Annotated in this window: 23 protein-coding genes; 6 read left to right on the top strand and 17 right to left on the bottom strand. The window is 51.2% G+C overall.

Translation table 11 applies throughout. The features are described 5' to 3' along the window. Positions 1–4: 4 nt before the first annotated feature. Genes AMM03_RS11795 through AMM03_RS11810 form a run of 4 tightly spaced genes read left to right on the top strand, consistent with a single transcriptional unit; the run spans position 5 to position 5,389 of the window. Positions 5–625: an FMN-binding negative transcriptional regulator gene (locus AMM03_RS11795; RefSeq protein WP_090131859.1), complete on the top strand. Its 621-nt coding sequence runs from the start codon at positions 5–7 to the stop codon at positions 623–625. Then, positions 622–2,004 (top strand): tRNA adenosine(34) deaminase TadA, encoded by a 1,383-nt coding sequence (tadA, locus tag AMM03_RS11800; RefSeq protein WP_090131861.1) that lies wholly within the window; start codon positions 622–624, stop codon positions 2,002–2,004. Before AMM03_RS11795 ends, tadA begins: the two co-directional genes overlap by 4 nt. Then, on the top strand, positions 2,001–2,909 hold the full coding sequence (locus tag AMM03_RS11805) for an LD-carboxypeptidase (RefSeq protein WP_090131862.1): 909 nt from the start codon (positions 2,001–2,003) through the stop codon (positions 2,907–2,909). The genes tadA and AMM03_RS11805 overlap by 4 nt, the downstream gene beginning before the upstream one ends. Continuing rightward, the gene (locus AMM03_RS11810; RefSeq protein WP_090131864.1) at positions 2,909–5,389 is read left to right on the top strand and encodes a penicillin acylase family protein; all 2,481 of its coding nucleotides are present in this window, start codon (positions 2,909–2,911) and stop codon (positions 5,387–5,389) included. Before AMM03_RS11805 ends, AMM03_RS11810 begins: the two co-directional genes overlap by 1 nt. A gap of 174 nt (positions 5,390–5,563) precedes the next feature. Here AMM03_RS11810 and AMM03_RS11815 read toward each other — a convergent pair whose 3' ends face one another. From AMM03_RS11815 to mltG, 5 genes are read right to left on the bottom strand one after another with little or no spacing between them, the layout of a single operon-like run. Then, the gene (locus tag AMM03_RS11815; RefSeq protein WP_090131866.1) at positions 5,564–6,256 is read right to left on the bottom strand and encodes an ankyrin repeat domain-containing protein; all 693 of its coding nucleotides are present in this window, start codon (positions 6,254–6,256) and stop codon (positions 5,564–5,566) included. Positions 6,257–6,269: 13 nt separating this feature from the next. Further along, positions 6,270–7,076 (bottom strand): TatD family hydrolase, encoded by an 807-nt coding sequence (locus tag AMM03_RS11820; protein ID WP_090131867.1) that lies wholly within the window; start codon positions 7,074–7,076, stop codon positions 6,270–6,272. 1 nt (position 7,077) lies between these two features. Next, a complete protein-coding gene (locus AMM03_RS11825) occupies positions 7,078–8,082 on the bottom strand; it encodes a DNA polymerase III subunit delta' (RefSeq protein WP_090131870.1) in 1,005 nt (334 codons plus the stop codon). Further along, the gene (gene tmk, locus AMM03_RS11830) at positions 8,079–8,711 is read right to left on the bottom strand and encodes a dTMP kinase (RefSeq protein WP_090131871.1); all 633 of its coding nucleotides are present in this window, start codon (positions 8,709–8,711) and stop codon (positions 8,079–8,081) included. Before tmk ends, AMM03_RS11825 begins: the two co-directional genes overlap by 4 nt. 3 nt (positions 8,712–8,714) lie before the next feature. Next, positions 8,715–9,719, bottom strand: a complete 1,005-nt coding sequence (gene mltG, locus AMM03_RS11835) for an endolytic transglycosylase MltG (protein WP_369793703.1) — start codon at positions 9,717–9,719, stop codon at positions 8,715–8,717. Positions 9,720–9,838: 119 nt separating this feature from the next. Here mltG and AMM03_RS11840 point away from each other — a divergent pair, with 119 nt between their 5' ends. Then, positions 9,839–10,831, top strand: coding sequence for a CAF17-like 4Fe-4S cluster assembly/insertion protein YgfZ (locus AMM03_RS11840; protein WP_228764687.1), 993 nt, complete (start codon positions 9,839–9,841; stop codon positions 10,829–10,831). Here the strand turns inward: AMM03_RS11840 and AMM03_RS11845 are convergent. Beyond that, complete coding sequence (locus AMM03_RS11845) at positions 10,828–11,688, bottom strand: YbgC/FadM family acyl-CoA thioesterase (RefSeq protein ID WP_090132116.1); 861 nt, start codon at positions 11,686–11,688, stop codon at positions 10,828–10,830. The two genes, AMM03_RS11840 and AMM03_RS11845, sit on opposite strands and share 4 nt — an antisense overlap. 34 nt (positions 11,689–11,722) lie before the next feature. Continuing rightward, complete coding sequence (locus AMM03_RS11850) at positions 11,723–12,694, bottom strand: alpha/beta hydrolase (protein ID WP_090131874.1); 972 nt, start codon at positions 12,692–12,694, stop codon at positions 11,723–11,725. Between the two features lie 102 nt (positions 12,695–12,796). Between AMM03_RS11850 and AMM03_RS11855 the strand changes: the two genes are divergently transcribed. After that, complete coding sequence (locus AMM03_RS11855) at positions 12,797–13,933, top strand: iron-containing alcohol dehydrogenase (protein ID WP_090131876.1); 1,137 nt, start codon at positions 12,797–12,799, stop codon at positions 13,931–13,933. On the opposite strand, the gene AMM03_RS11860 is transcribed toward AMM03_RS11855, so the two are convergent. From AMM03_RS11860 to AMM03_RS11905, 10 genes are all read right to left on the bottom strand, one after another. Then, positions 13,934–15,013, bottom strand: coding sequence for a patatin-like phospholipase family protein (locus tag AMM03_RS11860; RefSeq protein WP_090131877.1), 1,080 nt, complete (start codon positions 15,011–15,013; stop codon positions 13,934–13,936). It abuts the gene before it with no gap. A gap of 8 nt (positions 15,014–15,021) precedes the next feature. Next, on the bottom strand, positions 15,022–17,421 hold the full coding sequence (locus AMM03_RS11865) for a Tex family protein (protein WP_090131879.1): 2,400 nt from the start codon (positions 17,419–17,421) through the stop codon (positions 15,022–15,024). Between the two features lie 69 nt (positions 17,422–17,490). Continuing rightward, positions 17,491–18,393: an SDR family oxidoreductase gene (locus AMM03_RS11870; protein ID WP_090131880.1), complete on the bottom strand. Its 903-nt coding sequence runs from the start codon at positions 18,391–18,393 to the stop codon at positions 17,491–17,493. Beyond that, positions 18,390–19,325 carry a glutathione S-transferase family protein gene (locus AMM03_RS11875; protein WP_090131882.1) on the bottom strand — a complete coding sequence of 312 codons (936 nt, stop codon included), beginning with the start codon at positions 19,323–19,325 and terminating at the stop codon, positions 18,390–18,392. The genes AMM03_RS11870 and AMM03_RS11875 overlap by 4 nt, the downstream gene beginning before the upstream one ends. A 28-nt stretch (positions 19,326–19,353) precedes the next feature. Beyond that, positions 19,354–20,370, bottom strand: a complete 1,017-nt coding sequence (locus AMM03_RS11880) for an NADP-dependent oxidoreductase (RefSeq protein ID WP_090131883.1) — start codon at positions 20,368–20,370, stop codon at positions 19,354–19,356. A 45-nt stretch (positions 20,371–20,415) separates the two neighbouring features. After that, entirely contained in the window at positions 20,416–20,817 is a 402-nt protein-coding gene (locus tag AMM03_RS11885; RefSeq protein WP_090131885.1) for a PaaI family thioesterase, read from the bottom strand. Between the two features lie 8 nt (positions 20,818–20,825). Next, positions 20,826–21,617: an SDR family oxidoreductase gene (locus AMM03_RS11890; RefSeq protein ID WP_090131886.1), complete on the bottom strand. Its 792-nt coding sequence runs from the start codon at positions 21,615–21,617 to the stop codon at positions 20,826–20,828. Positions 21,618–21,637: 20 nt separating this feature from the next. After that, entirely contained in the window at positions 21,638–21,967 is a 330-nt protein-coding gene (locus AMM03_RS11895) for a Dabb family protein (RefSeq protein WP_090131889.1), read from the bottom strand. Further along, positions 21,967–23,817, bottom strand: coding sequence for an acyl-CoA dehydrogenase (locus AMM03_RS11900; protein WP_090131891.1), 1,851 nt, complete (start codon positions 23,815–23,817; stop codon positions 21,967–21,969). The genes AMM03_RS11895 and AMM03_RS11900 overlap by 1 nt, the downstream gene beginning before the upstream one ends. A gap of 90 nt (positions 23,818–23,907) precedes the next feature. Next, positions 23,908–25,083 carry an acetyl-CoA C-acyltransferase gene (locus AMM03_RS11905; protein WP_090131893.1) on the bottom strand — a complete coding sequence of 392 codons (1,176 nt, stop codon included), beginning with the start codon at positions 25,081–25,083 and terminating at the stop codon, positions 23,908–23,910. Positions 25,084–25,098 lie beyond the last annotated feature (15 nt).

Here is a 25,098-nt window from a genome sequence, read left to right on the forward strand (position 1 = left end):
TTTTATGTACTTGCCTAAACAATTCAATCATCCAGAGCATGCAAGGGCCATCATTCGCGAAAACCCATTTGCCAGTTTGGTCTCGAATGACGATGAAGGCTTTCCGTTTGTTAGCCATATCCCCATCAAATTAATTGCCCACGATGCAGATCCACAGAAAGACGTGCTGCTAGGTCACGTTGCCAAAGGCAATCCCCACGCGTCTTTTTTGCGTCAACGTCCAAAAGTTTTGCTGACCTTCATGGGGCCTCAAGCCTACATGTCCCCCGCGGTCTATCCAGACCTTGTCAGAGTACCCACATGGAGTTATGTCGCTGTTCATGTCAAGGCAGAAGTTCGCCTGTTGGAAGGTGAAGAAGCCAAAGATGCCATTTTGAAACAACTGATTGCCGACCACGAGCCGCCCTATGCACAGCAGTGGCGGTCGCTGCCAGAAACCTACACGCACGCCATGCTCAATGGCATCGTGGCTTTTGAAATGCAAGTGCTCAAGGTCCAAACCAAAGTCAAACTGAATCAACACAGACCAGAGGCTCACGCAGCCATGCATACAGCCTATGAGTCAGGCTCGGAGTCTGAAAAAGCTTTGGCACTCTGGATGCGACGTCTTGGAATGGTGTTATGAACCAAGATTCAAACTTCATGGCCCAAGCCATTGAGCTTGCCAAACAAGCCGGCGAGATGGGTGAAGTTCCGGTTGGGGCTGTGGTGGTTCAAGATGGGGTTGTGGTTGGAAGAGGGCGCAATGGCCCTGTTGGGCACAATGATCCTACCGCTCACGCTGAGCTGCTGGCACTTCGTGATGCGGCAAAAAAAATCGGCAATTACAGGCTAGAAAACTGCACGCTTTATGTCACCTTAGAACCATGCACCATGTGCGCTGGGGCCATCTTAAATTCGCGCATTGCCAGGGTGGTCTACGCTGCCTCTGAGCCCAAAACGGGCGCGGCGGGTTCCGTCCACAATGTCTTTGAGAATACGACCATCAACCATCAAACCAGTCTATTTGGGGGCTTGATGGCAGAAGAGTCTAAACAATTGTTGCAACAATTTTTTAAGCCAAAAAGAATGAATGCCAACCCTTTACGTGACGATGCACTAAGGCCATTAGATGAATGGTTTGATGACTTGCCTGACTATCCTTGGCAAGCCAACTACGTGTCTAACTTGACCGCACTTAACGGACTTCGATTGCATTACTTGGATGAAGCTCGGCAAGACAGCAATCCAGATCAACTGACCTATTTGTGTTTGCATGGCAATCCTACTTGGAGTTATCTCTATCGCAAGATGATTCCGACCTTCACTTCGCAAGGTCACAGAGTAGTGGCCCCCGATCTCATTGGCTTTGGCAAAAGCGACAAGCTTAAAAAAGTGCAAGCTCATACCTTTGAATTCCATCGACAGGTTCTGCTTGAATTGGTGGAGCGGCTTGACCTTCGCAACATTGTTTTGGTGGTGCAAGATTGGGGCGGCATTTTGGGTTTGACTTTGCCCATGGCCTTGCCCAACCGTTATGCTGGTTTGTTGGTCATGAACACCCAACTTTGCACTGGCTCTGAGCCTTTGTCTGAGGGATTTCTGAGTTGGCGTACTTGGTGCAAAGACAACCCCGATTTTGATGTGGGCAAATTGTTTGCGCGGGGTAACAAACACATGAGCACTGAAGAAACCCAAGCCTACAACCGACCCTTTACCGACAAAGGACATCGAGCCGCCTTGCATGCGTTTCCGCCCATGGTGCCCGAACACTTAGGTAGCCCTGGTGCAGAGATATCTAGACAAGCCGCCAGCTTCTGGCGAAATGACTGGCAAGGTCAATCGCTCATGGCCATTGGCATGAAAGACCCCGTGCTGGGTGAACCCATCATGCGCGCATTGCAAAAAAATATACGCCATTGTCCTGAACCCATGCTGTTGCCTGAGGCTGGGCATTTCGTTCAGGAACATGGACAATCGATCGCTGAAGCTGCCGTTCAGTTTTTTAAAGTACCGAACTCATGAGTCACATTTATATTTTTTCACCCTCCAGTGCGGTGCGCGATAAAGCGGCATTCAAGAGAGGCATCCAGCGTCTCCAAGCCCAAGGTCATCAGGTTGAAATTGATGCAGATGCATTAAGCAGCAGCATGCGGTTTGCCGGTGATGATGAAACACGGCTCAGCGCCATTGGCCGTGCCGCTGCCAGCGGCGCTGACATTGCCATGATTACTCGGGGTGGTTATGGTCTGACTCGTTTGCTGACCCAGTTGCCCTACAAAGCCATTGCCAAAGCCATCGACAAAGGCACGCAATTTGTCGGCTTGAGTGACTTCACCGCTTTTCAATTGGCTATTTATGCCAAAACGCAGCGCATTACTTGGCAAGGCCCTGCGCTAGGAGAAGACTTTGGCCCCGAGGGTGAGCCCGATGACATCATGCAAGCTTGCTTTGATGATTTGTGTTTGGAGCAAGGGGAGGGTACAGGTTGGCGATTCTCAGCCGATGACATTGCAAAGCCTGTGAAGGTCAACAATGCCGTGTTGTGGGGGGGTAATTTGGCTGTGCTCACATCCTTGCTTGGTACGCCTTATTTTCCATCGATCAAAGGCGGCGTTTTATTTTTAGAAGATGTGGGTGAGCATCCCTACAAAATTGAACGCATGTTGACGCAGTTGTTCAATGCAGGTGTTTTGCAGCAACAAAAAGCCATTGTGTTTGGACAATTTACTTCTTACAAATTGGTTCCTCACGACAAAGGTTTCAAATTGAAAACCGTCATTGAAAGATTGCGCGCCCAACTGAAGATACCTGTGCTGACGGGTTTGCCTTTTGGCCACGTTGCCACCAAAGTTCTTTTGCCTGTTGGGGCCAAAGTTGATTTAGCCACCGAAGGCCGCGACGCCTTCTTAGTTTGGGGCCACATTTAATGGCTAGAAAATCTGTACGTTGGAGCCAATGGTTTCTGCGTGGTGTGTTGGCACTGGTCTTATTGGCGCTTACGGCTTTTGGCGCTTTTCAAATTTATCTTTTGCGGTCTATGGCGCCCTTGGCGGGTGAAGCCCAAGTGATGGGTTTGGCTGCTGGTGTCGAAGTTAAACGTGATGCATCCGATGTGACACACATACATGCCAAGACCCCTATGGATGCATGGCGAGCTATTGGTTATGTTCACGCGCAAGAACGTGGCTGGCAATTGGCTTTTAATCGCCAAGTGATGCATGGCGAGCTGTCTGAATGGTTGGGTACGCCCACCTTAGAAACAGACAAACTGATGCGCACTTTGGGCATCATGAAAGCTGCGCAAGCGCAATTTGACAAACTGCCTCCCAATACTCAAAAGGCCTTAGAAGCCTATGCCGAAGGGGTTCAAGCTGGCTATGCAAGCGCGCAGTGGCGTGCTCCAGAGTTTGTTATTTTGGGCATCAATCCGTCTAAAAGCATGAAGCCATGGACCGCGGTTGACAGTGTCGGTTGGGCGCTCATGATGGCCTTGGATTTGGGTGGCAACTGGGGCAATGAATTTGCCCGCATGATGGCTTTGCAAACCTTAAGCACGGATGATCTGTGGAAGCTGATGCCGCCCTATCCAGGTGAATCTCGCGGCACTAAAGTGGATGTTGCGGCGCTTTACAAATCCTTAGGTGTTTATGCCCCAGAGAAGTCGCCTCAAGCCCAAGCCTTGGCCAATCAACAGTTGTTGTCTTCGACGACCTTGGATATTGGCGTTCTAGAAGGCAAGGGCAGCAACAACTGGGTGCTGCCTGGTAACAATACCAAATCGGGTTTGCCTTTGTTGGCCAACGATCCACACTTAGGTTTGAGTGCGCCGGCCGTTTGGTATTTTGCTGGATTGCATGCACCCGCAGGCAAGTTTTCAGACGGTCAAACGCACGGTGCTTTAGACGTGGTGGGTGCTACTTTGCCAGGCTTGCCGTTTGTTGTTTTGGGCCGAACCAACCAAGCCGCTTGGGGCTTTACCAATACAGGTCCTGATGTTCAAGATTTGTATTTAGAAGCTTTAGAAGGCAAGGACAACTACCGTACTCCTACAGGGCAACAAGCTTTTGAGACGCGCAACGAAGTGATCAAAGTCAAAGGGCAGGGCGATGTCAACATCAAGGTTCGCACTACTCGGCATGGTCCAGTTATTTCTGACGTACAACCCGCCTACGCTCAGTTCTTGAACACTGACAAATACGCCATTGCACTGCGCTGGACTGCGTTGGATATCGACAATCAAACCATTGTGGCTGGTATGGAAGCCAATTTTGCCAATTCAGTGGCCGAGTTAAGGCTGGCTTTTTCTAAGAACCATTCGCCGATGCAAAGCGTGGTGATGGCTGACAAAGCAGGGCGTGTTTTGTTCAAAGCCGCAGGCAAGGTGCCCGTGCGTTCTGCAGCCAACGATTTGCAAGGCATGGTGCCAGCACCAGGATGGCTGGCCCAATACGACTGGCAATCATGGATTCCTTACGATCAAACGCCTGAAGTGTCGCAAGCCGATATTGAAAAGCGCGGTTGGCATGCCACAGCCAATCAAAAGATATTACCGCCTGGCTATGCTCAATTCTTGACCAATGATTGGACAGGGCCTGAGCGTTTTGATCGCATTGCGCAGTTGTTGTCTGAGGGCTCTCAATTGGATGCGCCTCGAATGAAAACCATTCAAGCCGATGTGCATTCTTTGGCCGCCGATCGTTTGTTGCCGTACATGCAGTCTTTAACTTCTCAGCATGCCAAGGCCGCCGAAGTGTTGCCCATCTTGAAATCATTCAAGGGTGTCATGAACCAAGATTCCGCAGGTGCTTTGATTTATGCCGTTTGGATTGATGAAGTCACACGCGCCATCCTAATTCCTAAGATTGGCGAGGTTCGTTTTAAAGCCTTGTTTGGTAAGCGTGCATTTCGTCCTGCTGTTGAAGGAGTTTTGGCTAGCCAAGACAAATCATGGTGCGGTGAATCTGGTTGCCAATCTTTGATGAACAAAGCACTGGATACGGCCTTGGACAAAATTATGGCCATGCAGGGCGATAAGGTTGCCAGCTGGAATTGGGGTCGTGCACATCCTGCGCTGAGCGTGCACAAGCCTTTTGGCAATGTAAAGCCACTGGCTGCGTTCTTTGATGTGTCTGGGCCAAGCTGCGGCGATGCATTCACAGTGAATGTGGGTCAATACTGGACCAGTAGCGCTACCGTGCCATTTGCCACACGCCATGCAGCTTCAATGCGCGCTGTGTACGATTTGTCTAACTTGGACGAGTCTGGCTTTATTTATCAAACTGGGCAGAGCGGCAATCCGTTTTCGCCTCGGTATCGAGACATGAAGGATGAATGGGGTCAGGTCAAGTACAGACCATTAAGGATGTCGACCTCTGGTCCTACACAAGTCCTGCAATTGAATCCTTGATATGTAAATGGCCCCAATAGGGCCATTTCATTTGGAGCATCTAGGACTGAGAGTTCCAACTAATGATCTTGTCTGTTGACTCCAATACGTTACTTAACATAATATACATCGTATGAAGTTAGTAAGATGGTGAGGTACAAGTTTTCTAAGTAGATGGCCTGTGCCCTTGGTTACTTATGGCTTCGCAGATGGCACTGCAGACTTATCGTTAGGAAGTTTATTGATCTCAGCTTCTATCAAAGCCAAAGAATCAAGACGGTTGCCTTGTTTGGCGAAATCAAGCGCGCTGAGACCCAATTGATTTTTGAGTTGAACGTCAGCGCCTTCATCAATCAAAATCTGAACCGCTTTGCTATTGCCATAACGTGCAGCCATCATCAATGGCGTCGTGCCGTTGGGCGATTCAGCATCGATGTAGGCACTTTTGTCCAATAACAATTGCATGATTTCTGTATGGCCGCCACTTGATGCGTAATGCAAGGCTGTCCAACCGGGATGATTGATGTCCGCATCGCCTTGGATTAGCAATTTGGCCAGAGGTAAATTGCCCCTGAGACTGGCAAGCATGAGGGCCGACTCACTATGTTTATTGCGCACATTGAGATTGGTTTTGGGATGTTTGGCCAAAACTTCAAAGGCTTTGAAAGAACCTTCACTCAACGCGTACAGCAAGGCAGGTTCTGCATTTAAATTGACTGTATTGGGATCAAAACCTCTTGCAAGCAAGCTGGAAATAGTTCTTGAATCATCAAATTGTGCCGCCTTGAAAAAGTCTTCATACGATCCTGCAAAGCCTAAGTGGGAAAACGAATAAAATACAATAAAAACAGAGCACTTTATTAATTTATTAAAGTTAAATATGAGCATACAAATGCTTTCTTTAAGCGGCTACTTTGGTAAAAAGTCGGTCGAAATTATGGCTTGTCAGTACAGCCATTGTTTCAGGCGCCATGTTTCGCAATTCGGCCAGCAGTTTGGCTACAAAAGGAACGTAAGAAGGATTGTTTGTTTTTCCTCGGTACGGAACTGGCGCCAAATAAGGACTGTCAGTTTCAATTAAAAGCCGGTCCAACGGTACCCAAGCCGCCACATCTCGCAAATCTTGAGCCGACTTGAAGGTCAAAATGCCTGAAAAAGAGATGTAGTAACCCAAATCAAGCGCTGCTTTGGCCACTGCCTGAGTCTCAGTAAAACAGTGAAATACGCCCCCAGCACTGTTGGAGTCCCCTACTTCGCCCTCTTCTTTCAAAATCCGAATGGTGTCATCCGAAGAGGCACGAGTGTGAATCACCATGGGCAACTTGACCTGGCGTGCAGCACGAATGTGGGTTCGAAAGCGTTCCCGTTGCCATTCCATGTCGCCAATGCCTCTGCCGCCCTTCCTCTCGTCCATCTGGTAATAGTCCAGACCAGTTTCACCGATGGCGACAACGCGTGGCAAGCTGGCCTTTTGAACCAAGTCAGCCACCGTCGGTTCGTAGATGTCTTCGTTGTCTGGATGAACTCCTACTGTGCTCCAAAAGTTGTCGTAGGTGGTGGCTAAAGCGTGGACATTTTCAAACTCTTCGATCGTGGTGCAAATACAAAGCGCACGCGTCACTTGAGCTTCCTGCATTTTCAGGCGAATGTCGGGTAACTGAGTTGCAAGCTCAGCAAATGAAAGATGGCAATGAGAATCGGTGTACATGTTAGGCGGGGCTGTTCATCACTTCACGTGCTTCCGTGCAAAGTGCCTCAAGCATCAAGCCCGTATTGAAGGGATGCTCTGAGGTTTTGGCGGCTTGAGAAAGGCGTTTAAACCAAGCAGTGAGTTGGGCTGAAGTCACCTTGAGTTTGGGCAGGTCAGTTTCATTGAAATAGCGCAAAGAAGCCTGCGTTTGCAGCATAAGTAGATCGTGACAAAGCTTTTGCAAAGCATCGATGACTTCGGAGGGCGGCAATTCAGAACAGTAGCTAGCATCGCCAGCCATCATGGCCTTGGGAAACTTGGCCCACCATTGCATGGACTGCCCTAAATTTCGTTGCTTCAAAACTTCGTCTGGACGGCCACCGGCCGCTTTCAAAAGTGATGCGGCATCTTCTATTGAAAGTCCTTGCGCTTGAAGCCAAGCAACGGCTTCTGACTCTATAGGCCAAGTCATGGTGTGAATCAAACACCGACTGCGAATGGTGGGCAGTAATTGATGTGCAGCCTCTGTGGCCAATACAAACTTCACATCGCCTGGTGGTTCTTCCAAGGTTTTCAGTAAAGCATTGGCTGTGACGTGGTTCATGCGCTCAGCTGGAAACACCAGCACCGCTTTGCCTTTTCCTCGGGCGTTGGTGCGCTGAGAAAATTCAATGGCATCACGCATCGCTTCAATGCGAATTTCTTTACTGGGTTTGCGCGTTTTGTTGTCAATTTCAGACTGCGCCTTTTCGCTCAGTGGCCAGCCCAGTTCTAGCAAAATGGTTTCGGGCATCAGCACCAACAAATCGGCATGGGTGTGAACACTCAGCGCATGGCAACTACCGCATTGACCGCATGCGCCCTGGGTTAGTGCAGTTTCAGACTCGCACAGCCAAGCGCTGACCATCGAGGTGGCCAAGTTGTATTGGCCTAAACCTGATGGCCCTTGCAGCAACCAAGCATGCCCCTGTTGCGACAACAGTGACACGCTTTGTTTTTGAATCCAGGGGGCTAATTCAGTCATTTGGCATACGCCGTTTCGATCGCCATCAAAACATCAGCCCAGACCGCTTCACGCGATTGATCCGCCGCAATTTGGGCAAAGCGCGAAGGCGCCTCCTGCATGCGTTTGGCATAGCCATTTCGGACGGCTTGAAAAAAAGATTGCGACTGTGATTCAAACTTATCAGGCAATCGCGCGGTACTCAAACGTTCTGCTGCAACGGCTGGTGGCAGGTCAAACCAAATGGTCAGATCAGGTTGTCTGAGTTGGCTCGCTGGGACGTTTTGAACCATCTGTTCGAGGTTTTTCAAGACGTTCCAATCGAATCCTCGCCCCCCGCCTTGATAGGCAAAGGTGGCATCTGTAAACCGATCGCACAGCACCACTTCACCTCGCGCAAGGGCGGGTTCAATAACTTGCAACAAGTGCTCGCGTCTAGCTGCAAACATCACCAAGGCTTCTGTAAGGGGGTCCATGGCCTCGTGCAAGGCCAACTCACGGAATTTTTCTGCCAAGGGCGTTCCGCCAGGCTCGCGCGTTAAAGTGACCACATGGCCACGGCTTTTAAACCACTGAGCCAAGCCCTCAATGTGCGTTGATTTCCCGGCACCATCGATGCCTTCAAAACTGATAAACCAAGCTTGTCGCATGACTCAAGGATCCTGTTTAGATAGACCGCGTTGATATTTATTCACCGCGTTATTGTGCTCGTTCAGCGATTGGCTGAAATGGCTGGAGCCATCGCCCTTGGCCACAAAGTAAAGTGCATTGGAGGCCGCGGGAGAAATAGCGGCCATCAAGGCTGCTTTGCCAGGCATCGCAATGGGCGTTGGCGGTAAACCGGCGCGCGTGTAGGTGTTGTAAGGGGTGTCGGTTCTCAAATCAACTCGGCGAAGATTGCCATCGAAGGCGTCACCCAGGCCATAAATGACAGTTGGATCAGTTTGCAGGCGCATGCCCATCTTGAGACGATTGTGAAACACAGCTGAAATCAAGGGTCTGTCGCTGGCTCGGCCTGTTTCCTTTTCGACGATGCTGGCCAAGGTAAGCAGCTCAGTAGCATTGGCCAACTTGAGCTGCGCAGGCTTTTGATTCCAAGTTTTTTCAAGCTGTCGGTCCATGGCTTTGAGGGCCCGTTTCATGATGGCCAAGTCGGTTGAACCCTTTGAATAAGTGTAGGTGTCCGGATAAAAACGTCCTTCAGGATGTAGCTCAGGACGCTCCAGTTGCGACATGATTTCGGCGTCAGAAAGGGTTTGCGTGGTGAGCTTCACGGTTTCTGCTTTGGCCAATGCCTGCTTAAATTGCTTGAAGGTCCAACCTTCAACCAGGGTGACTGACTTCAGGCTTTCTTCGCCCCGGGCCAACATGTTCAGCACACTTCTAGGCGTCATCTCTGGCGTGATTTCGTAGCTGCCCGCCTTGATGGCGCGGTCTTGGCCCGACAGTCTGAACCAAACGCGAAGTAAATGAGGCGACACATCAGCACCCGCATCGGCAATGGCTTGAGCCACGCCTTTGGGCGTGGTACCGAGTTCTACGGACAAATCTAGCACCTGAGGGCTGCTAGCATTCAGCGGCTGTTCCTTGAACCCCATGGGCATTTCTAACCAGGCCACTGCACCGGCCAAAATAGCCATGAGGGTCAATAGACTCAAGGACAGAAAAGCGCCCCACGAACGACTTTTTCGTGAAGGTTTTCTTTTCTTAGCTTTTGAAACGGGGCGACTCAAACCTTGAATCCTTTGGGTTTTTCAGAGGAGATCATAATTCAGCCATGGAACCGATTGAACCTGATTTGAAATTCTCGCCTTCTGGCATGCTGACACCCCCAGATTGGGGCCTCATTTTGGCGGAAGGACCCGATACCGGGACCTTTTTACAAGGTCAATTGACCAATGACGTCTTGCTCTTGCCTGTCGGGCAAGCGCGATTTGCCGGATATTGTTCGGCCAAAGGTCGTTTGATGGCCAGTTTCATTGTCTTGAAAATCAGCAATGAGAAATTCTTGATGATTTGTCACAAAGATCTGCTGCAAGCCACCGTCAAGCGTTTGTCGATGTTTGTGATGCGGGCCAAAGTCAAACTTTCTGATGCAACACAGCAGTACGAGTTAAGAGGTTTTTTGGGCGAAGCGGCTGAAAAAGCTTGCCCTGGCTTGGTCTCTGAGCCTTCATGGCGCGCAAGCACTGAAGGTGAGCACAGTTTCATCAAATTGCACAGCGCTACAAGTGACTCTATGTCAGTGGCCAGACTCTTGTGGGTTGGCTCGAAAGATCACCCCAACACCCAAGCCTTTGTCAGCCAATCCACGCCCATTGTGAGTGACGCCGAGTGGCAACTTGCCGAAGTGTTGTCGGGCATCAGCATGGTTCAAACCGTTACCTCGGAAGCCTTTGTGCCCCAAATGTTGAACTATGAATCGGTCGAAGGCGTCAGCTTTAAAAAGGGCTGCTACCCAGGTCAAGAAGTGGTGGCCAGAAGCCAGTTTCGAGGTACTCTGAAACGCCGCGCCTACATTGTCTCTAGCCAAAGTCCACTTCAAGTGGGGCAAGAGGTATTTACTGCCGACGAACCTGAGCAGGCTTGTGGCACCGTGGCCAGTGCAGCAAGCTCAGCCAGTCCAGCCAGTCCAGCCAATGACACTGCTTGGTGGGGCATTGTGTCTATGCAAATCAGTGCCGCCACGCAAGCGCTTCATGTGGGTAACACCAAGGGACCTCAGCTGCTGGTTAAAGCACTGCCCTACCCCTTGCTTGAAGACATTTAAACAAGCTTCATCGTCATTTCGATGTGATCGATGCCGGCGTCTTGGAAGACTTCGCCATGCGCTTTGAATCCTAGGCGTCGATAGAAGCCTTCTGCACTACATTGCGCATGCAAAATCACTTGATGGTCGCCTCGTTGTCTAGCGGCATCGACAAGGGCATCTATGACCATGCGCCCCAAATTGCCACCCCGCAATGCTTTAGAAACGGCCATACGCCCAATTTGAGCCAGCTTGGGTTGAGGTTGAAGCAATCTGCCTGTAGCAACGGGTTGGCCTAATTTGTTCAGGACCAACGCATGCAGTGCTTTGGCATCGTGTTCATCCCATTCAAGTTCTTGCGGAATTTCTTGTTCTTCTACAAAAACTTCGGTGCGCAAAGCAGCTGCCCCATCTTTGAGTTCATCCCAGTTACCTGTCTTTAAATCGACGACAGATTCACCTGCTTCAAAAATCAACAAAATGTTGCGCAAAGCTTCAGGGATGGGCTTGGATGTTTGGGTGGCGGGGTCTGCAAAGACATAGATGAGTTCGCCGCTAATGAGCAATTTGTCACCCCGAAAAATACCGGCCTCAAAGACCATTGAAGATTTGCCTAATCTGCTGCATTTCATGCCCACACTTAAGTCGTCATCCATGAGTGCAGAAGCGTGATATTCCAGCGTGGCTTTTTTCACATACAACTCACCGCCCAATATATGAAATGCCGTATCGTAGGGCAACGCAACTCGGCCCCAATATGCGGTCACCGCTGTGTCAATGTAGGTCAAGTAATGGCCGTTGAAGACAATTTTCTGCATGTCAATTTCGGCCCAGCGAACACGAAGGCGATGAAAAAAACGAAAGTCACTGCGTTTCATGTTGGACATTCTTTCTGACTTTATAAATCTTGATTCAAGGTCTTGCACTGAAGGCTTGCTTTAATGCACGCCCTGCGTCTGCGTGAGCCAGGCTAGCTTCTGGAATGACTCGCCCCATGTTGACGAAGCCATGAACCACACCATGGTAAATCTCAATATCAACCGGTACACCCGACATGCGAAGCAAATCGGCATACGCCACGCCTTCATCAACCAGCGGGTCACATTCTGCCAAACCAATCCAAGCAGGCGCAAGGCCATCGTGACGCTCAGCCAGCATCGGTGCAAAGCGCCAATCATCGCGGTCTTTGGCATCAATGTAGTGGTCAAAAAACCAATCGACAGTGGCCTTGTCGAGCATAAATCCTGAATCGTAGGTGTGATGCGAGGCCGTTTCTTGACGTGCGGCTGTGCCCGGATAAATGAGCAGCTGCAGGGCTAATTTCAAGCCTACATCTCTGGCTTGGATGGCGCATACCGCAGCCAAGGTGCCGCCAGCGCTGTCGCCGCCTACCGCCAATGCATTGGCACGAAGCCCTAGTTTGCTGCTTGAATTGGCCACCCATTGAACGGCATCCCATGCATCGTTGGTGGCAACAGGAAAACGATGTTCAGGGGCCAAGCGGTAGTCTACTGAGATGACTGCGCAGTGCCCCATACGAGCCAGTTCACGACACAACACATTGTGAGTTTGAATGCTGCCAATGGTGAAGCCACCGCCATGAAAATACACCAAGCATGGCAAGGGCGCGCCCTGCCCCTTGACGACTGGCGCAAACAACCTGGCCTTGACCAATTGACCATCTCGCATAGGAATTTGCAAATTTTCTACGCGCGCTATTCTGGGCTCGGGCAAATCCAAAATACTGGCTGACATTTCGTAAAACAAGCGGGCCTGTTGGGCTGTTAACAAATACATGGGCGGACGCCCTGCCCGCTCGATGTTCCGAAGCACGAGGCGCATGGCATCGGTGAGTCGGCTGTGAGGATTGGGATGAGAACTCATGGTGGCAGATTTATCGCCAAAGTGACTGTTTAAGGGTTGTGGAGGCTGACTTCAGGGCCATCTTGGATTAGAGTTGATCGTAACTCATTCAAAGAAATTGCCATGGCCTTTATCAATTACGTCACCCAAATTCAAATCGACTTCGGCGCCATCCAACTCTTGAAACAAGAGTGCGAGCGCGTGGGCATCCACAAGCCACTCATCGTCACCGATCAAGGCGTAAAGGCCGCAGGTATTTTGCAAAAAGCCTTGGATGCACTGCCAGGCTTTCAGGTGGCTGTATTTGACCAAACACCGTCCAACCCCACTGAGGCCGCCGTTCGTGCCGCCAGCGAGGTTTACAAAGCGCAGGGTTGCGATGGCTTGATCGCTGTAGGGGGTGGCTCTTCAATTGATTGCGCCAAATGTGTGGCCATCGCTGTCACGCATGAAGGCACCCTCAAAACCTACGCCACCATTGAAGGCGGCTCGCTCAAAATTACAGACCGCGTGGCACCCCTCATTGCGGTTCCAACCACCAGTGGCACTGGCAGCGAAGTGGCACGGGGTGCGATTTTGATTGTGGACGATGGCCGCAAACTCGGTTTCCATTCTTGGTTCATTGTGCCCAAGGCCGCCATTTGCGATCCAGAGCTGACCATTGGATTGCCCCCCATGTTGACTGCGGCTACTGGCATGGATGCCATTGCCCATTGCATGGAAACTTTCATGGCCGCAGCTTTCAATCCACCCGCAGATGGCATTGGTCTGGATGGTTTGCAACGTGCTTGGGCACACATAGAGCGCGCCACCAAAAATGGCCAAGACAAAGAAGCCCGCATGCATCTCATGAGCGCGTCCATGCAAGGCGCCATGGCCTTCCAAAAGGGTCTGGGTTGCGTCCATTCTCTCAGTCACAGTTTGGGCGGCGTCAATCCCCGCCTGCACCACGGCACCTTGAATGCCATGTTCTTGCCAGCCGTTGTTCAATTCAACGCTGTTGCCGAGTCTGTTCAAAAAGAAAACCGTTTGAACCGCATGGCGCAAGTGATGGGCTTAACTTCAGGCTCGGACATTCCGCAGGCCATTCAAGACATGAGCGCACGCTTGGGGCTGCCATCGGGCTTGAAAGCCATGGGGGTTACAGAATCATTGTTTGATGACGTCATTCAGGGTGCTATGGCAGACCATTGCCACAAAACCAACCCCCGTATTGCAACCCCCGACGAATACCGAGAGATGCTGATCGCTTCGATGTAATTAGAGGTCTTGGACAGAGTCCATGTTGGGCTTCTGTAACCAATCTGCAAATTCATCGGCAAGTTGTTGACTGGCCGATGTTGCCGCTTTCCAAACTTTGACCCTAGCCTGCAAATCTTGGCCGTAAGTGGCAAAGTCAGTTCGATCGGGCAATTTGCCATTGGGCAATGTCTTGACCCATTCTGGGTTGGGGGCCAAAACCAATGTGTTGTCTAGAAACGCCGTGGCCTTATGACGCCACTTCAAGCCCTTGTCCAGCCAACCAGGAATGACCGCCTTTTGAAAATGCGGATACACCACTAAACTGGCTGTGCGTTCTGGCTGTTTGTTCCAAGCCAGATGCAAGTGATAGTCAGTGATGCCACCATCCCAATAAGCACCCATCGGTGCCCCTTGAATGTTGTGAACCGCCTTCAATACAAATGGTATGGCGCAGCTGGCTTGCAGCACGTCCATGAAGTTGGAGGATGTCAAAGGCAAATGTCGCGTTGCATAGTCTTGCGTGCCAAAGGGCAGCGAACCTGCCGAAGAAAACACCACCCTTTCCAAAGAGGCGCCCATGGCTTTGCGGCTGATCAAGTTACTTAAAAAGGCGCCGCCATAACCCAGAGGGCTAAGGATGGGGTGTTCCTGTTGAAGAAGCCCCTTTCCACGCGATGCCAGTACGTGCAGGCGAAACCTAGGATGGTTTAACAACGGCTCAACCAAGCCACCATAAAACAAATCTAAGTTTTCCCGAAATGAGTCGCTGACTTGATGGGCGCTGGGAAACTTTTCACCCGGCTTCAGTTCGTAATGCTGGTGGATGTAGTCGTGCTCTAAGCGCAGAAGACCCGCACTGCTGTCTGGTAAGCAAGCTGTTGCCATGCGCCATGCACCAATGGACGCTCCAACAAGATCTACGGGCTGTTGACTCGTCGGCAACCACTCGTTGAACATGAATCTGTCCAGTGGGCCCAAGATCAAACCTTTAGGCCCACCCGCTGCGGCAGGAATTACCCCCACATCAGACGCGCTGAGCCCATGCAAAGCGAGGTGTTGCTTTGCTTGCGGACCGGCATAGATGGCAAGGGCTTTCATGAGGCGATTTAATTCTTGTTTTGCAATTTAGCAAAAGCAGAGGCCATGGCACTTTGGCCTAAATTACCTGACTGACTAGGACCCTGCGCGCGTTGATGCTGATGACTTTGGCGCGGGCCGCCTTCAAATTTATTTTCGCGACCACGTTGCGTACCTGAGGGTGCCGCATCGCTGAGCTTCATGGTTAGGCCAATGCGTTTGCGTGCCACATCTACTTCAGTCACTTTGACCTTAACGATGTCGCCCGTCTTCACCACTTCGCGTGCGTCAGTAATGAACTTGTTGCTGAGCTGACTGACGTGAACCAAGCCATCTTGATGCACACCCAAATCGATGAAGGCGCCAAAGGCTGCCACGTTGCTCACGGTGCCTTCCAAAATCATGCCTTCTTTCAAGTCACGAATGTCATCGACACCGTCATTGAAGCGCGCCACTTTGAAATCTGGGCGAGGATCGCGGCCTGGTTTTTCCAGTTCAACCAAAATGTCTTTGACGGTGATCACACCAAACTTGTCATTGGCAAACAACTCAGGCCGCAATGTCTTGAGCATGTCTGCGCGGCCCATGACATTCTCTACAGGCTGAGCCACCTTGGCCATGATGGCTTCCACTACGGGATAGGTTTCGGGGTGGACACCGGTCATGTCCAGTGGATTGTCGCCACCTCGAATGCGCAAAAAACCTGCGCTTTGCTCAAAGGTTTTGGCACCCAAGCCGGTGACCTTTAACAAATCTTGACGATTTTTAAAAGCGCCATTGGCTTCGCGCCAACGCACCACAGACTTGGCTACACCACCAGACAAACCAGAGACGCGCGACAGCAATGGCACACTGGCTGTGTTCAGGTCAACGCCCACCGCGTTCACGCAATCTTCCACCACGGCTTCCAAGGTACGTGCCAATTCGGTTTGATTGACGTCGTGCTGGTATTGTCCTACCCCAATCGATTTGGGATCGATCTTGACCAACTCGGCCAAGGGGTCTTGCAAGCGGCGTGCAATGCTAGCGGCACCGCGCAAGCTCACATCGACATCGGGCATTTCTTGGCTGGCAAACTCACTGGCTGAATAAACGGAAGCGCCCGCCTCGCTCACCACCACTTTTTGAATTTCGGGGCTGTCGGGTGTTTTGAGTTGCTTGATCAAATCGGCTGCCAGCTTATCGGTTTCGCGGCTGGCCGTGCCGTTGCCAATGGCAATCAAATTGACGCCATGTTTTTGACACAATTTGTTCAACGTGTACAAAGAGCCTTCCCAATCTCGGCGAGGCTCGTGGGGATACACAGTAGATGTTTCTATGAGCTTGCCTGTTTCATCCACCACAGCTACTTTCACACCCGTGCGAATGCCTGGGTCTAAGCCCAACACCACTCGTGGACCTGCAGGCGCTGCCAGTAACAAATCTCGCAAGTTATCTGCAAAAACCTTAATGGCTACTTTTTCGGCTTCTTCACGCAGGCGCGCAAAGAGGTCGCGTTCCAAAGACAAACTGAGCTTGACGCGCCAAGTCCACAAAACGGTTTTGCGAATGAGGTCGTCAGAAGGTCTGGCGCAGTGCGACCAGTCAAGGTGCAAAGCGATGCGACCTTCTGCCAAGGCACTGGCCGCTTGGGCGGCTGCAGTGGCTGTTAAGGGCGCCGCAGTGGCGCTGATGGTTTCTGGTTCTGGTAAAGTTAGCTTGGCGTCCAAAAACTCCAAAGCTCGACCGCGGAACACGGCCAAGGCACGGTGCGATGGAACGCGGCCAATGGGTTCGCTGTAGTCAAAGTAATCTCTGAACTTGGCGACCTCGGCTTGGTTCTCATCTTTGCCCGAAGCCAAATGGCTGGTGAACAAGCCTTCTTTCCAAAGCCACTCACGCAGGGCTTGAATCAGTGAGGCATCTTCTGCCCAGCGCTCAGACAAAATGTCCCGCACGCCATCCAATACTGCGCCCGCCGTTGAAAAGTCTGCGCCTTCAATGGCATCGGCTGGCTTCAAATAGGCCTGCGCTTCGTCTTGTGGGTTGAGAGAAGGATTGGCCCATAAGGCATCGGCCAAAGGCTCTAGGCCCGCTTCTTTGGCAATCATGCCTTTGGTGCGGCGCTTGGGCTTAAATGGAAGGTACAAATCTTCCAAGTCTTGCTTGGTAACTGCTTGGTCGATGGATAATTGCAATTCGGGGGTGAGCTTGCCCTGATCGGCAATGCTTTTGAGGATGGTGGCACGTCGCTCTTCCATCTCACGCAAGTAGCCCAAACGGTATTCCAGTTCACGCAGCTGAATGTCGTCCAAGCCGCCAGTCACTTCTTTGCGGTAACGGGCAATGAACGGCACCGTGGCGCCGCCATCTAACAAACTAACTGCCGCCTGAACCTGCTCAGGGCGGATTTTGATTTCAACGGCCAATTGGCCCAATATTTTCTGCATCTCGTCGACTTAAATGAATAGATTTCTATAACAAAGCCGACGAGTTTGCCACACTCCGGTGGCTGTTTTTTAGCTGCGCAGTTCGGCTTTGAGTTTTTCGCCAATATCGGGACGTGCGGCAAAGGGATTGGGTGGATTTTGCTGCTGAACGATGGCTTCCATTCGAGTTTGAACATTGCCCAATGCCTGTGGATGGCTGTAAATGTAAAACTGATCGTTGCCAATCGACTCAAACACCATTTCAGCCATTTGGGCGGCAGAGACCTTGCCGCTGCTGACCGCTTTGTCGCTCATGGCTTGGCCAATCAATTGGCTTTTGGTAGCCTTTTGATGGGGTAAATCGGCGGGACGATTGCGATGACTTTGGCTTATGCCGGTGGGAACAAAGTAAGGGCACAAAACGCTGGCACTGACTTGATCGGTGACCAATTTCAGGTCTTGGTACAAGGTTTCTGTTAGCGCCACTACAGCATGTTTGCTGACGTTGTAAACGCCCATGTTGGGTGCTGTTAGCAAACCGGCCATGCTGGCGGTATTCACAATGTGGCCTTCGTAAGACGAATCCTTTTTGGCAGCATCCAGCATCATGGGCGTGAACAAACGCACACCATGCACCACACCCCAGACATTGACACCCAAAACCCATTGCCAATCGGCCACGGTGTTTTCCCAGACCAAACCGCCAGAACCTACGCCAGCGTTGTTGAAAACAAAGTGTGGTGCACCAAATTGCGATTGAACGTCTTTGGCCAAGGCTTCCATTTGCTCTGCGTTGGAAACGTCTACGCGCTTGGCAAAGACTTTGACGCCTGTGGCTTTAATTTCAGCTTCGGCTTTGTCGAGGGCATCTTGTTGTACATCCACCAACACCACATTCATTTTGAGTCGGGCGGCAATGCGTGCGCACTCCAAACCAAAGCCAGAGCCACCGCCAGTTAAGACGGCTGTTTTGTTTTCAAAATTGCGAATCATGATTTGACCTTCTTCAAAATGAATCCGTTACGGGGGAAGTGAACATGAACCGTACCAGCACGATCATCTTCACGACGCAATGTGAGGCGTGTTTTGGTGGCCGCCACCAAGGTGCCTGGTGAGGGTTCTAAACCAAAGTTGTCGGCGGTGATGGTCACTTCAGACCCTAAAGCAATGCCGTGATCGTCTACAAAAGGCATTTGCGAAACATCTGCGGGTGCTGCATTCTTGGCCACATCAACGGCTTGATCAGACTTCATTTTTTCGTGATGACCGTGGCCGATGGCTTTCATGCGAGCCATCCAGTCTTTGAGCAAGGGCGTTGCATCCAAGATGCTGGCAACACTGGGTGTGCGCTCAAGGGTGAACCACATGGGGTGATAGGCAGAAAAGTCGGCAATGGTGGGCACATCGCCCATTAAGTAAGGATGCTCAGTCAGCATGTCAGACAAGCGGCGCAATTGACTTTTGTAAGTGCTGGTGCCCTCGCCCAATGGCATTCTAGGTGCGCCGCCGCGCATGGCAGCACGGTCTGCCACAAACGCTTGAACAACAGCTTCAGGGGCTCCTGCAAATACATCGGCCACTCCAGATGGCTGAAAGTTATAGGCCATGGCTGCTGGGAAGACTTGGCTGTCTGCCCATTGCGCCACAATTCTGGACGCGCCATTGACGGGTGATGGATAGAGGCTGGGGGTGGGTGCCAATTTTTCCAAGACATCCGCAATCAAAGCAGTATCGCAATAAATGTCTGCACCGATCTGCAACACTGGCGTGCGTCGATAGCCACCCGTTAAAGCCGTCAGGTCTGGCTTTGGCATGATCATGGGGATGATCACGTTTTGCCACGCCAACTTTTTGTAACCCAAAATCAAACGGATTTTTTCGGCAAACGGTGACGTTGGGTAATGGTGAAGAATCAGTTGGCTCATGACTAGGCTCTCTGGGGTTGTGACCGACTTAAATCAACTTAACAAGTTGTTTGCCAAAGTTTTGACCTTTGAGCAAGCCAAGGAAAGCTTGCGGTGCAGCGGCCAATCCTTGCGCAATGGTTTGACGTGGATTGAATTTGCTACTGGCAATCAACTCGGCCAATTCAGCCAGGGCTTCCGGCCAGACTTCCATGTGCTCGCTCACAATAAAGCCTTCGATGGTCATCCGGCTCTTCAAGATCAAGGTGGGATTGGTCATGGCCAAAGGTTCACCGTTGTAGCCGGCAATCATGCCGCACACCGCAATGCGTGCAAAGTCATTGGCGCGCAACATCACAGCATCTAGCACCATGCCGCCCACATTTTCAAAATGGCCGTCAATGCCATTGGGACAAGCCTCTTTGAGTGCCTTGGACAATGAGATGTAGTCGGCGTGTTCTTTGTAATCTACGCACGCATCAAAGCCCAATTCATTGACCACGTAATCGCATTTGGCCTTGCCGCCTGCAATGCCCACCACGCGAAATCCACGCGCTTTGGCCAAGGCACCAAATGCACTACCCACTGCACCGCTGGCTGCGCTGACTGTGACGGTAGCGCCGGGTTTGGCTTGAATGATTTTGACCAAGCCATACCAAGCGGTGACACCAGGCATACCGACTGCACCCAAGTAATGGCTAATGGAAATTTTCTCTGCATTGACATGCTTGAGTGCACCCATGGCATCGGCATTGATCACGCTGTATTCTTGCCAGCCACCCATGCACAAAACGGTTTGGCCCACTGCAAACTTGGCGTGCTTGCTGTCCACGACTTCGCCCACAGTACCGCCAATCATGGCTTCACCCAAAGGTTGAGGTTGCGCGTAATTTTTGCCAGCGTTCATGCGGCCGCGCATATAGGGGTCCAAGCTGAGGTAATGGTGCTTCACCAAAACTTGGCCGTCTTGCAAAGCAGGTGTCTCTGCAGTGATTAATTTAAAGTTGGAAGCGGTGGCTTCACCTTCAGGGCGGTTGTCTAAAACGATGATGTGATTGGTTGGCATGATTGTCTTGTGATTTATTTAGTCAGTCGAAATTGGCGATATGTCTTAATTTGTTCTTTTGACATACTTGAAAGTACCCGTGGCATGAGCGCATAACTGACCCGCTGCGTCATAAACCTTTCCTTCAGTGAACGCCATGGTTTTGGTACGGTGTATGAGTAAACCTTTGGCCACCAAAGACTCATTGCCCTTGGTCGTTGCAGGTCGAATAAAACTGGTTTTCATCTCAATCGTGACGACTCCCATTTCAGGATCCACACTGCGTGCAGCAGTTGCCATGACCACGTCGAGTAAGGTCATTAGTGCCCCACCATGTGGAATATCAAAAGAGTTGTGGTGTTCAGGGCGCGGGCTGTAATGTAACTCCGATGTGCCATTTTCAAACTTCTCCATAGAAAAGCCAAGATGGGCCACAAACGGAATGTGAACGCCAAATGAAATACTCATGTGCTGACTTAACCACCAATGATGGCGCTAACGCCACCGTCAACTGCTAGCCATTGACCTGTGATGTGCTTGCCGGCTTCGCTGGCGTACAACAAGGTCAAACCTTTTAAGTCTTCGTCATCGCCCAGTCGGTTCAATGGCGCATGGCTGGCCATGTTTTCAGCGCCGATTTTTTCCAGTAAACCGTAAGTCATTTTGCTTGGGAAGAAGCCTGGGCAAATGGCGTTGACAGTGATTCCGAACTTGCCCCATTCGCCCGCCAATGCACGGGTGAAATTGACGACCGCACCTTTGGAGGTGTTGTAAGCAACGGTTTGCATTTCGGGCGGATTGCCTGCCAAACCTGCAATCGAGGCCAAGTTCAAGATTCTTCCACGACCATTGGGAATCATGGACAAGTTGGCCACCTCTTGCGACAAAATGAAATATCCGCGCACGTTCAGGTTCATGACTTTGTCCCACGCTTCAACGGGGTGAGTTTCAGCGGGTGCACCCCAGCTTGCGCCGGCGTTGTTGACCAAGATGTCAATGCGGCCCATTTTTTCAACTGTTTCGCGCGCAAGGCGTCGAATGTCTTCTTCTTTGGCGCAATCTGCAGCGATAAAGTCAGCGTCAATGCCGGCGGCCTTGAGTTCGGCGACTGCTTCCTGCAAGTCTGCTGCCTTGCGTGAACTCACCATAATACGTGCACCGGCTTCGCCCAATGCGTGTGCCATTTGCAAGCCCAGCCCACGTGAGCCACCCGTGACCAATGCAGTTTGGCCTGTTAAGTCGAAAAGTTGTTTGACAGTACGTGTCATGTTCAATCCTTAGTAAAAAATTATTGCCAAAAGTCCATGCATTGACGTTGCTCAACGATGGCCTTCATCAAGGGTTTAATTGCGAGGTGATCAGGATGATTTTGATAGGCTTTCAATGCCGCTTCGTCTTTAAAAATAGAATTCAAAATCAAGTCACAGGTGCAATCAAGACCGTCGGTCTTTAGGCCCACTTCAAACAGTTCTATGCCTGGCACCAAATTTGAGAAGCGCATCAGGGCCTCCTGCGCTTTTAGTATGTTCTCCGCTTTTGGCTGGCCAGCAGCTTCGTCTTTCAACCGCCACATCACAATGTGACGCAAGCCTTTGATAGAAGAATTAAATTGATTCATCAGAATGCCTCCTCAGACAAATTCGCACACGTCATATCCCGATTGCCAACCACGTTCAACCAAGCATCAATTTTGGGCAGCTCATAACGGTAAAAGTATTTGGCGGCAGCTTGACGGCCAGTTTGGGCCGGTGTTGCTTCCCCTCTGCAAGAGGCACTGACATCCAGCCAAACCCAAGCCAAAACCAAGTGACCAAAGGCTTGCAGATAAGGCACGGCATTGGCCAAAGCTTCTTGTGGCTGACCTGTAACCCATGCCATTTGGGTGGCTTGTGTGACTTTTTGAAGCGCAGCCGTCAAGGCTTTTGCGTCGTCTGCCAAGTCTGGCAGCGCTTGTGCTTTTTGGGCTGTGGCCAACATGCGAGCAGCCAAAAGCTTAACGCCTCTACCCTCTTCCATCAAAACTTTGCGACCCAACAAGTCCATGCCTTGAATGCCGTGGGTGCCTTCATGAATCATGTTCAATCGGTTGTCGCGCCAGTACTGCTCGACGGGAAAGTCACGTGTATAGCCGTAGCCACCATGAATTTGAATGGCCAAGCTATTGGCTTCAAGGCACCATTCGCTGGGCCAGCTTTTGGCAATGGGTGTTAGGACTTCAAGCAACAAGCGTGCTTCGTCGGCGTTCTCGATAGAACCGGTGTGCTGCTCGTCCACCAACTTGGCGCAATACAGCTCAAGTGCTAAAGCACCTTCGCAATAAGATTTTTGAGCCAACAACATTCGTTTGATGTCGGCGTGTTCAATGATGCGAACCTGTGCTTGCGCTGCATCTTTCACCACTTTTTGTGTGCCACCCGCAACGGGACGACCTTGTGGACGGTTTTTAGCGTATTCCAAGCTGGCCTCATAGCCTGCCATTCCCAACATGGTGGCTGCCAGGCCCACGCCAATGCGCGCTTCGTTCATCATGTGGAACATGTAACCCAAACCACGGCCAGGCTCGCCCACCAAGTAACCGACGGCACCCGAGCCATCGGAATCTGTGTTGTCAGTTGAGACTTTGAATTTGCCTTCGCCAAAATTGAGCAGTGTGTTGGTGGTACCACGCCAGCCACATTTGTGATTCAAACCCGCCAAGGCCACATCGTTGCGCACGCCTGTCAATTGGCCTTCGGTGTTCACCATTTTTTTGGGTACGATGAACAAAGAAATGCCTTTTACACCCGGAATCAGTTTGCCATCGGGTCCTGGAATTTTGGCCAAGACCAAATGAATGATGTTTTCGGTGAGTTCATGCTCACCTGCCGAAATCCACATCTTGTTGCCTTTGAGGCGATAGCGCGCACCCAAAGGATCTTGCTGAAAGGCTGCGCCATCTGGCGTAGCGCGCGTCATCACATCGCTCAACGAAGAGCCAGCTTGGGGTTCTGACAGGCACATGGTGCCCGACCAACGTCCGGAAAACTCATTGAGTGCAAACACCTGTTTTTGCAATTCAGAGCCGTGGGCCATGAGTAAATTGGCATTGCCAACAGTTAGCAAGCCAGAGCCCATGCTGACGGAGGCCATGGCAAAAAATGTATTGGCGGCGGCCTCTACGGTGTATGGCAATTGCATGCCACCAATTTCGTAATCTTGTGCTGCGCTCAGCATGCCTGATTCTGCATAGGCCTTCTGAGCATCGTGTGTGGCTTGCGGCAAGATCACTTTGTCGCCATCAAAGCGTGGCTCTTCGGTGTCCACGAGGCGATTAAATGGTGCGTATTTTTCGCGCGCAATTCGCTCGCATGTGTCGAGCACCGCATCAAAAGTTTCTTGGCTGTGGTCGGCAAAACGCTCGCGTTGCTGGAGTTGGTTCACGTCCAACCATTCGTACAACAAAAAATCCAGAGTAGTCCGAAGGCTCATGTTAAGTAGGTCTCAGTGAAAATAAAAACGGGCGGCCTGCATGGTTAGCGGGACGCCCGTGGAAGTTCAGTAAGTGCTCGGCTTGAGCGTTTAGAGCACTTCAAAAATACCGCAAGCGCCCATGCCACCACCAATGCACATGGTGACAGCAACACGCTTGGCACCGCGGCGTTTGCCCTCGATTAGAGCGTGACCTGTGAGGCGCTGACCGCTAACACCGTAAGGGTGACCCACCGCAATGGCACCGCCATTGACATTCAGGCGATCGGGCGGAATGCCCAATGTATCGCGGCAATACAAAACTTGCACGGCGAAAGCTTCGTTCAGTTCCCACAAATCGATGTCGGAAACTTTGAGGCCCAAACGAGCCAATGCTTTGGGCACTGCGTAAACAGGACCAATGCCCATTTCGTCGGGTTCGCATCCTGCAACGGCAAAGCCCAAGAAGCGACCCAGGGGTTTCAAACCACGTTGCTCTGCTAACTTTTCGTCCATCAATACGCAAGCGCCTGCGCCGTCAGAGAACTGACTGGCGTTACCAGCAGAAATCAAACCACCTGGCAAGGCAGAACGCAAACCGGCGATGGCTTCTACGGTGGTGCCTTCACGCAAACCTTCGTCGGCGCTCACGGTCACTTGCTTGGTCATGAGACCCATGACTTTGTCAATCACACCCGCAGACACGGTGATGGGTGCAATTTCGTCATTGAACAAACCAGCGGCTTGGGCTGCACAAGCTTTTTGTTGGCTGCCAGCACCGTATTCGTCCATGCGATCGCGGCTAATTTTGTAGCGTTTGGCCACTTGCTCAGCCGTTTGCAACATGTTCCAGTAAATCTCTGGCTTCATTTTGGCCAAGGCCAAATCTTGCAACATGTGTTGGTTCATTTCTTGTTGAACGCAAGAAATGCTCTCAACGCCACCCGCCACATACACCTGGCCTTCGCCAGCAATGATGCGTTGAGCTGCCAGCGCGATGGTCTGCAAACCAGAGGAGCAGAAACGATTAACGGTGAGGCCAGACACAGAAATGGGCAGGCCAGCCTTCAAAGCAATTTGACGTGCAATGTTGGCACCGGTTGCACCTTCCGGTGTGGCGCAACCCATGATGACGTCTTCAACTTCAGCAGCATCAATGCCTGCACGTTGAACAGCGTGTTGTACCGCATGGCCACCCAAAGTGGCGCCATGGGTCATGTTGAAAGCACCCTTCCAGCTTTTAGCCAGAGGTGTGCGTGCGGTCGAAACAATGACGGCGTTGGTCATATTGAATACCTCTGA

Origin of the sequence: Limnohabitans sp. Rim11 (assembly GCF_001269365.1) — a bacterium.
Classification (GTDB): Bacteria; Pseudomonadota; Gammaproteobacteria; order Burkholderiales; family Burkholderiaceae_C; genus Limnohabitans_A.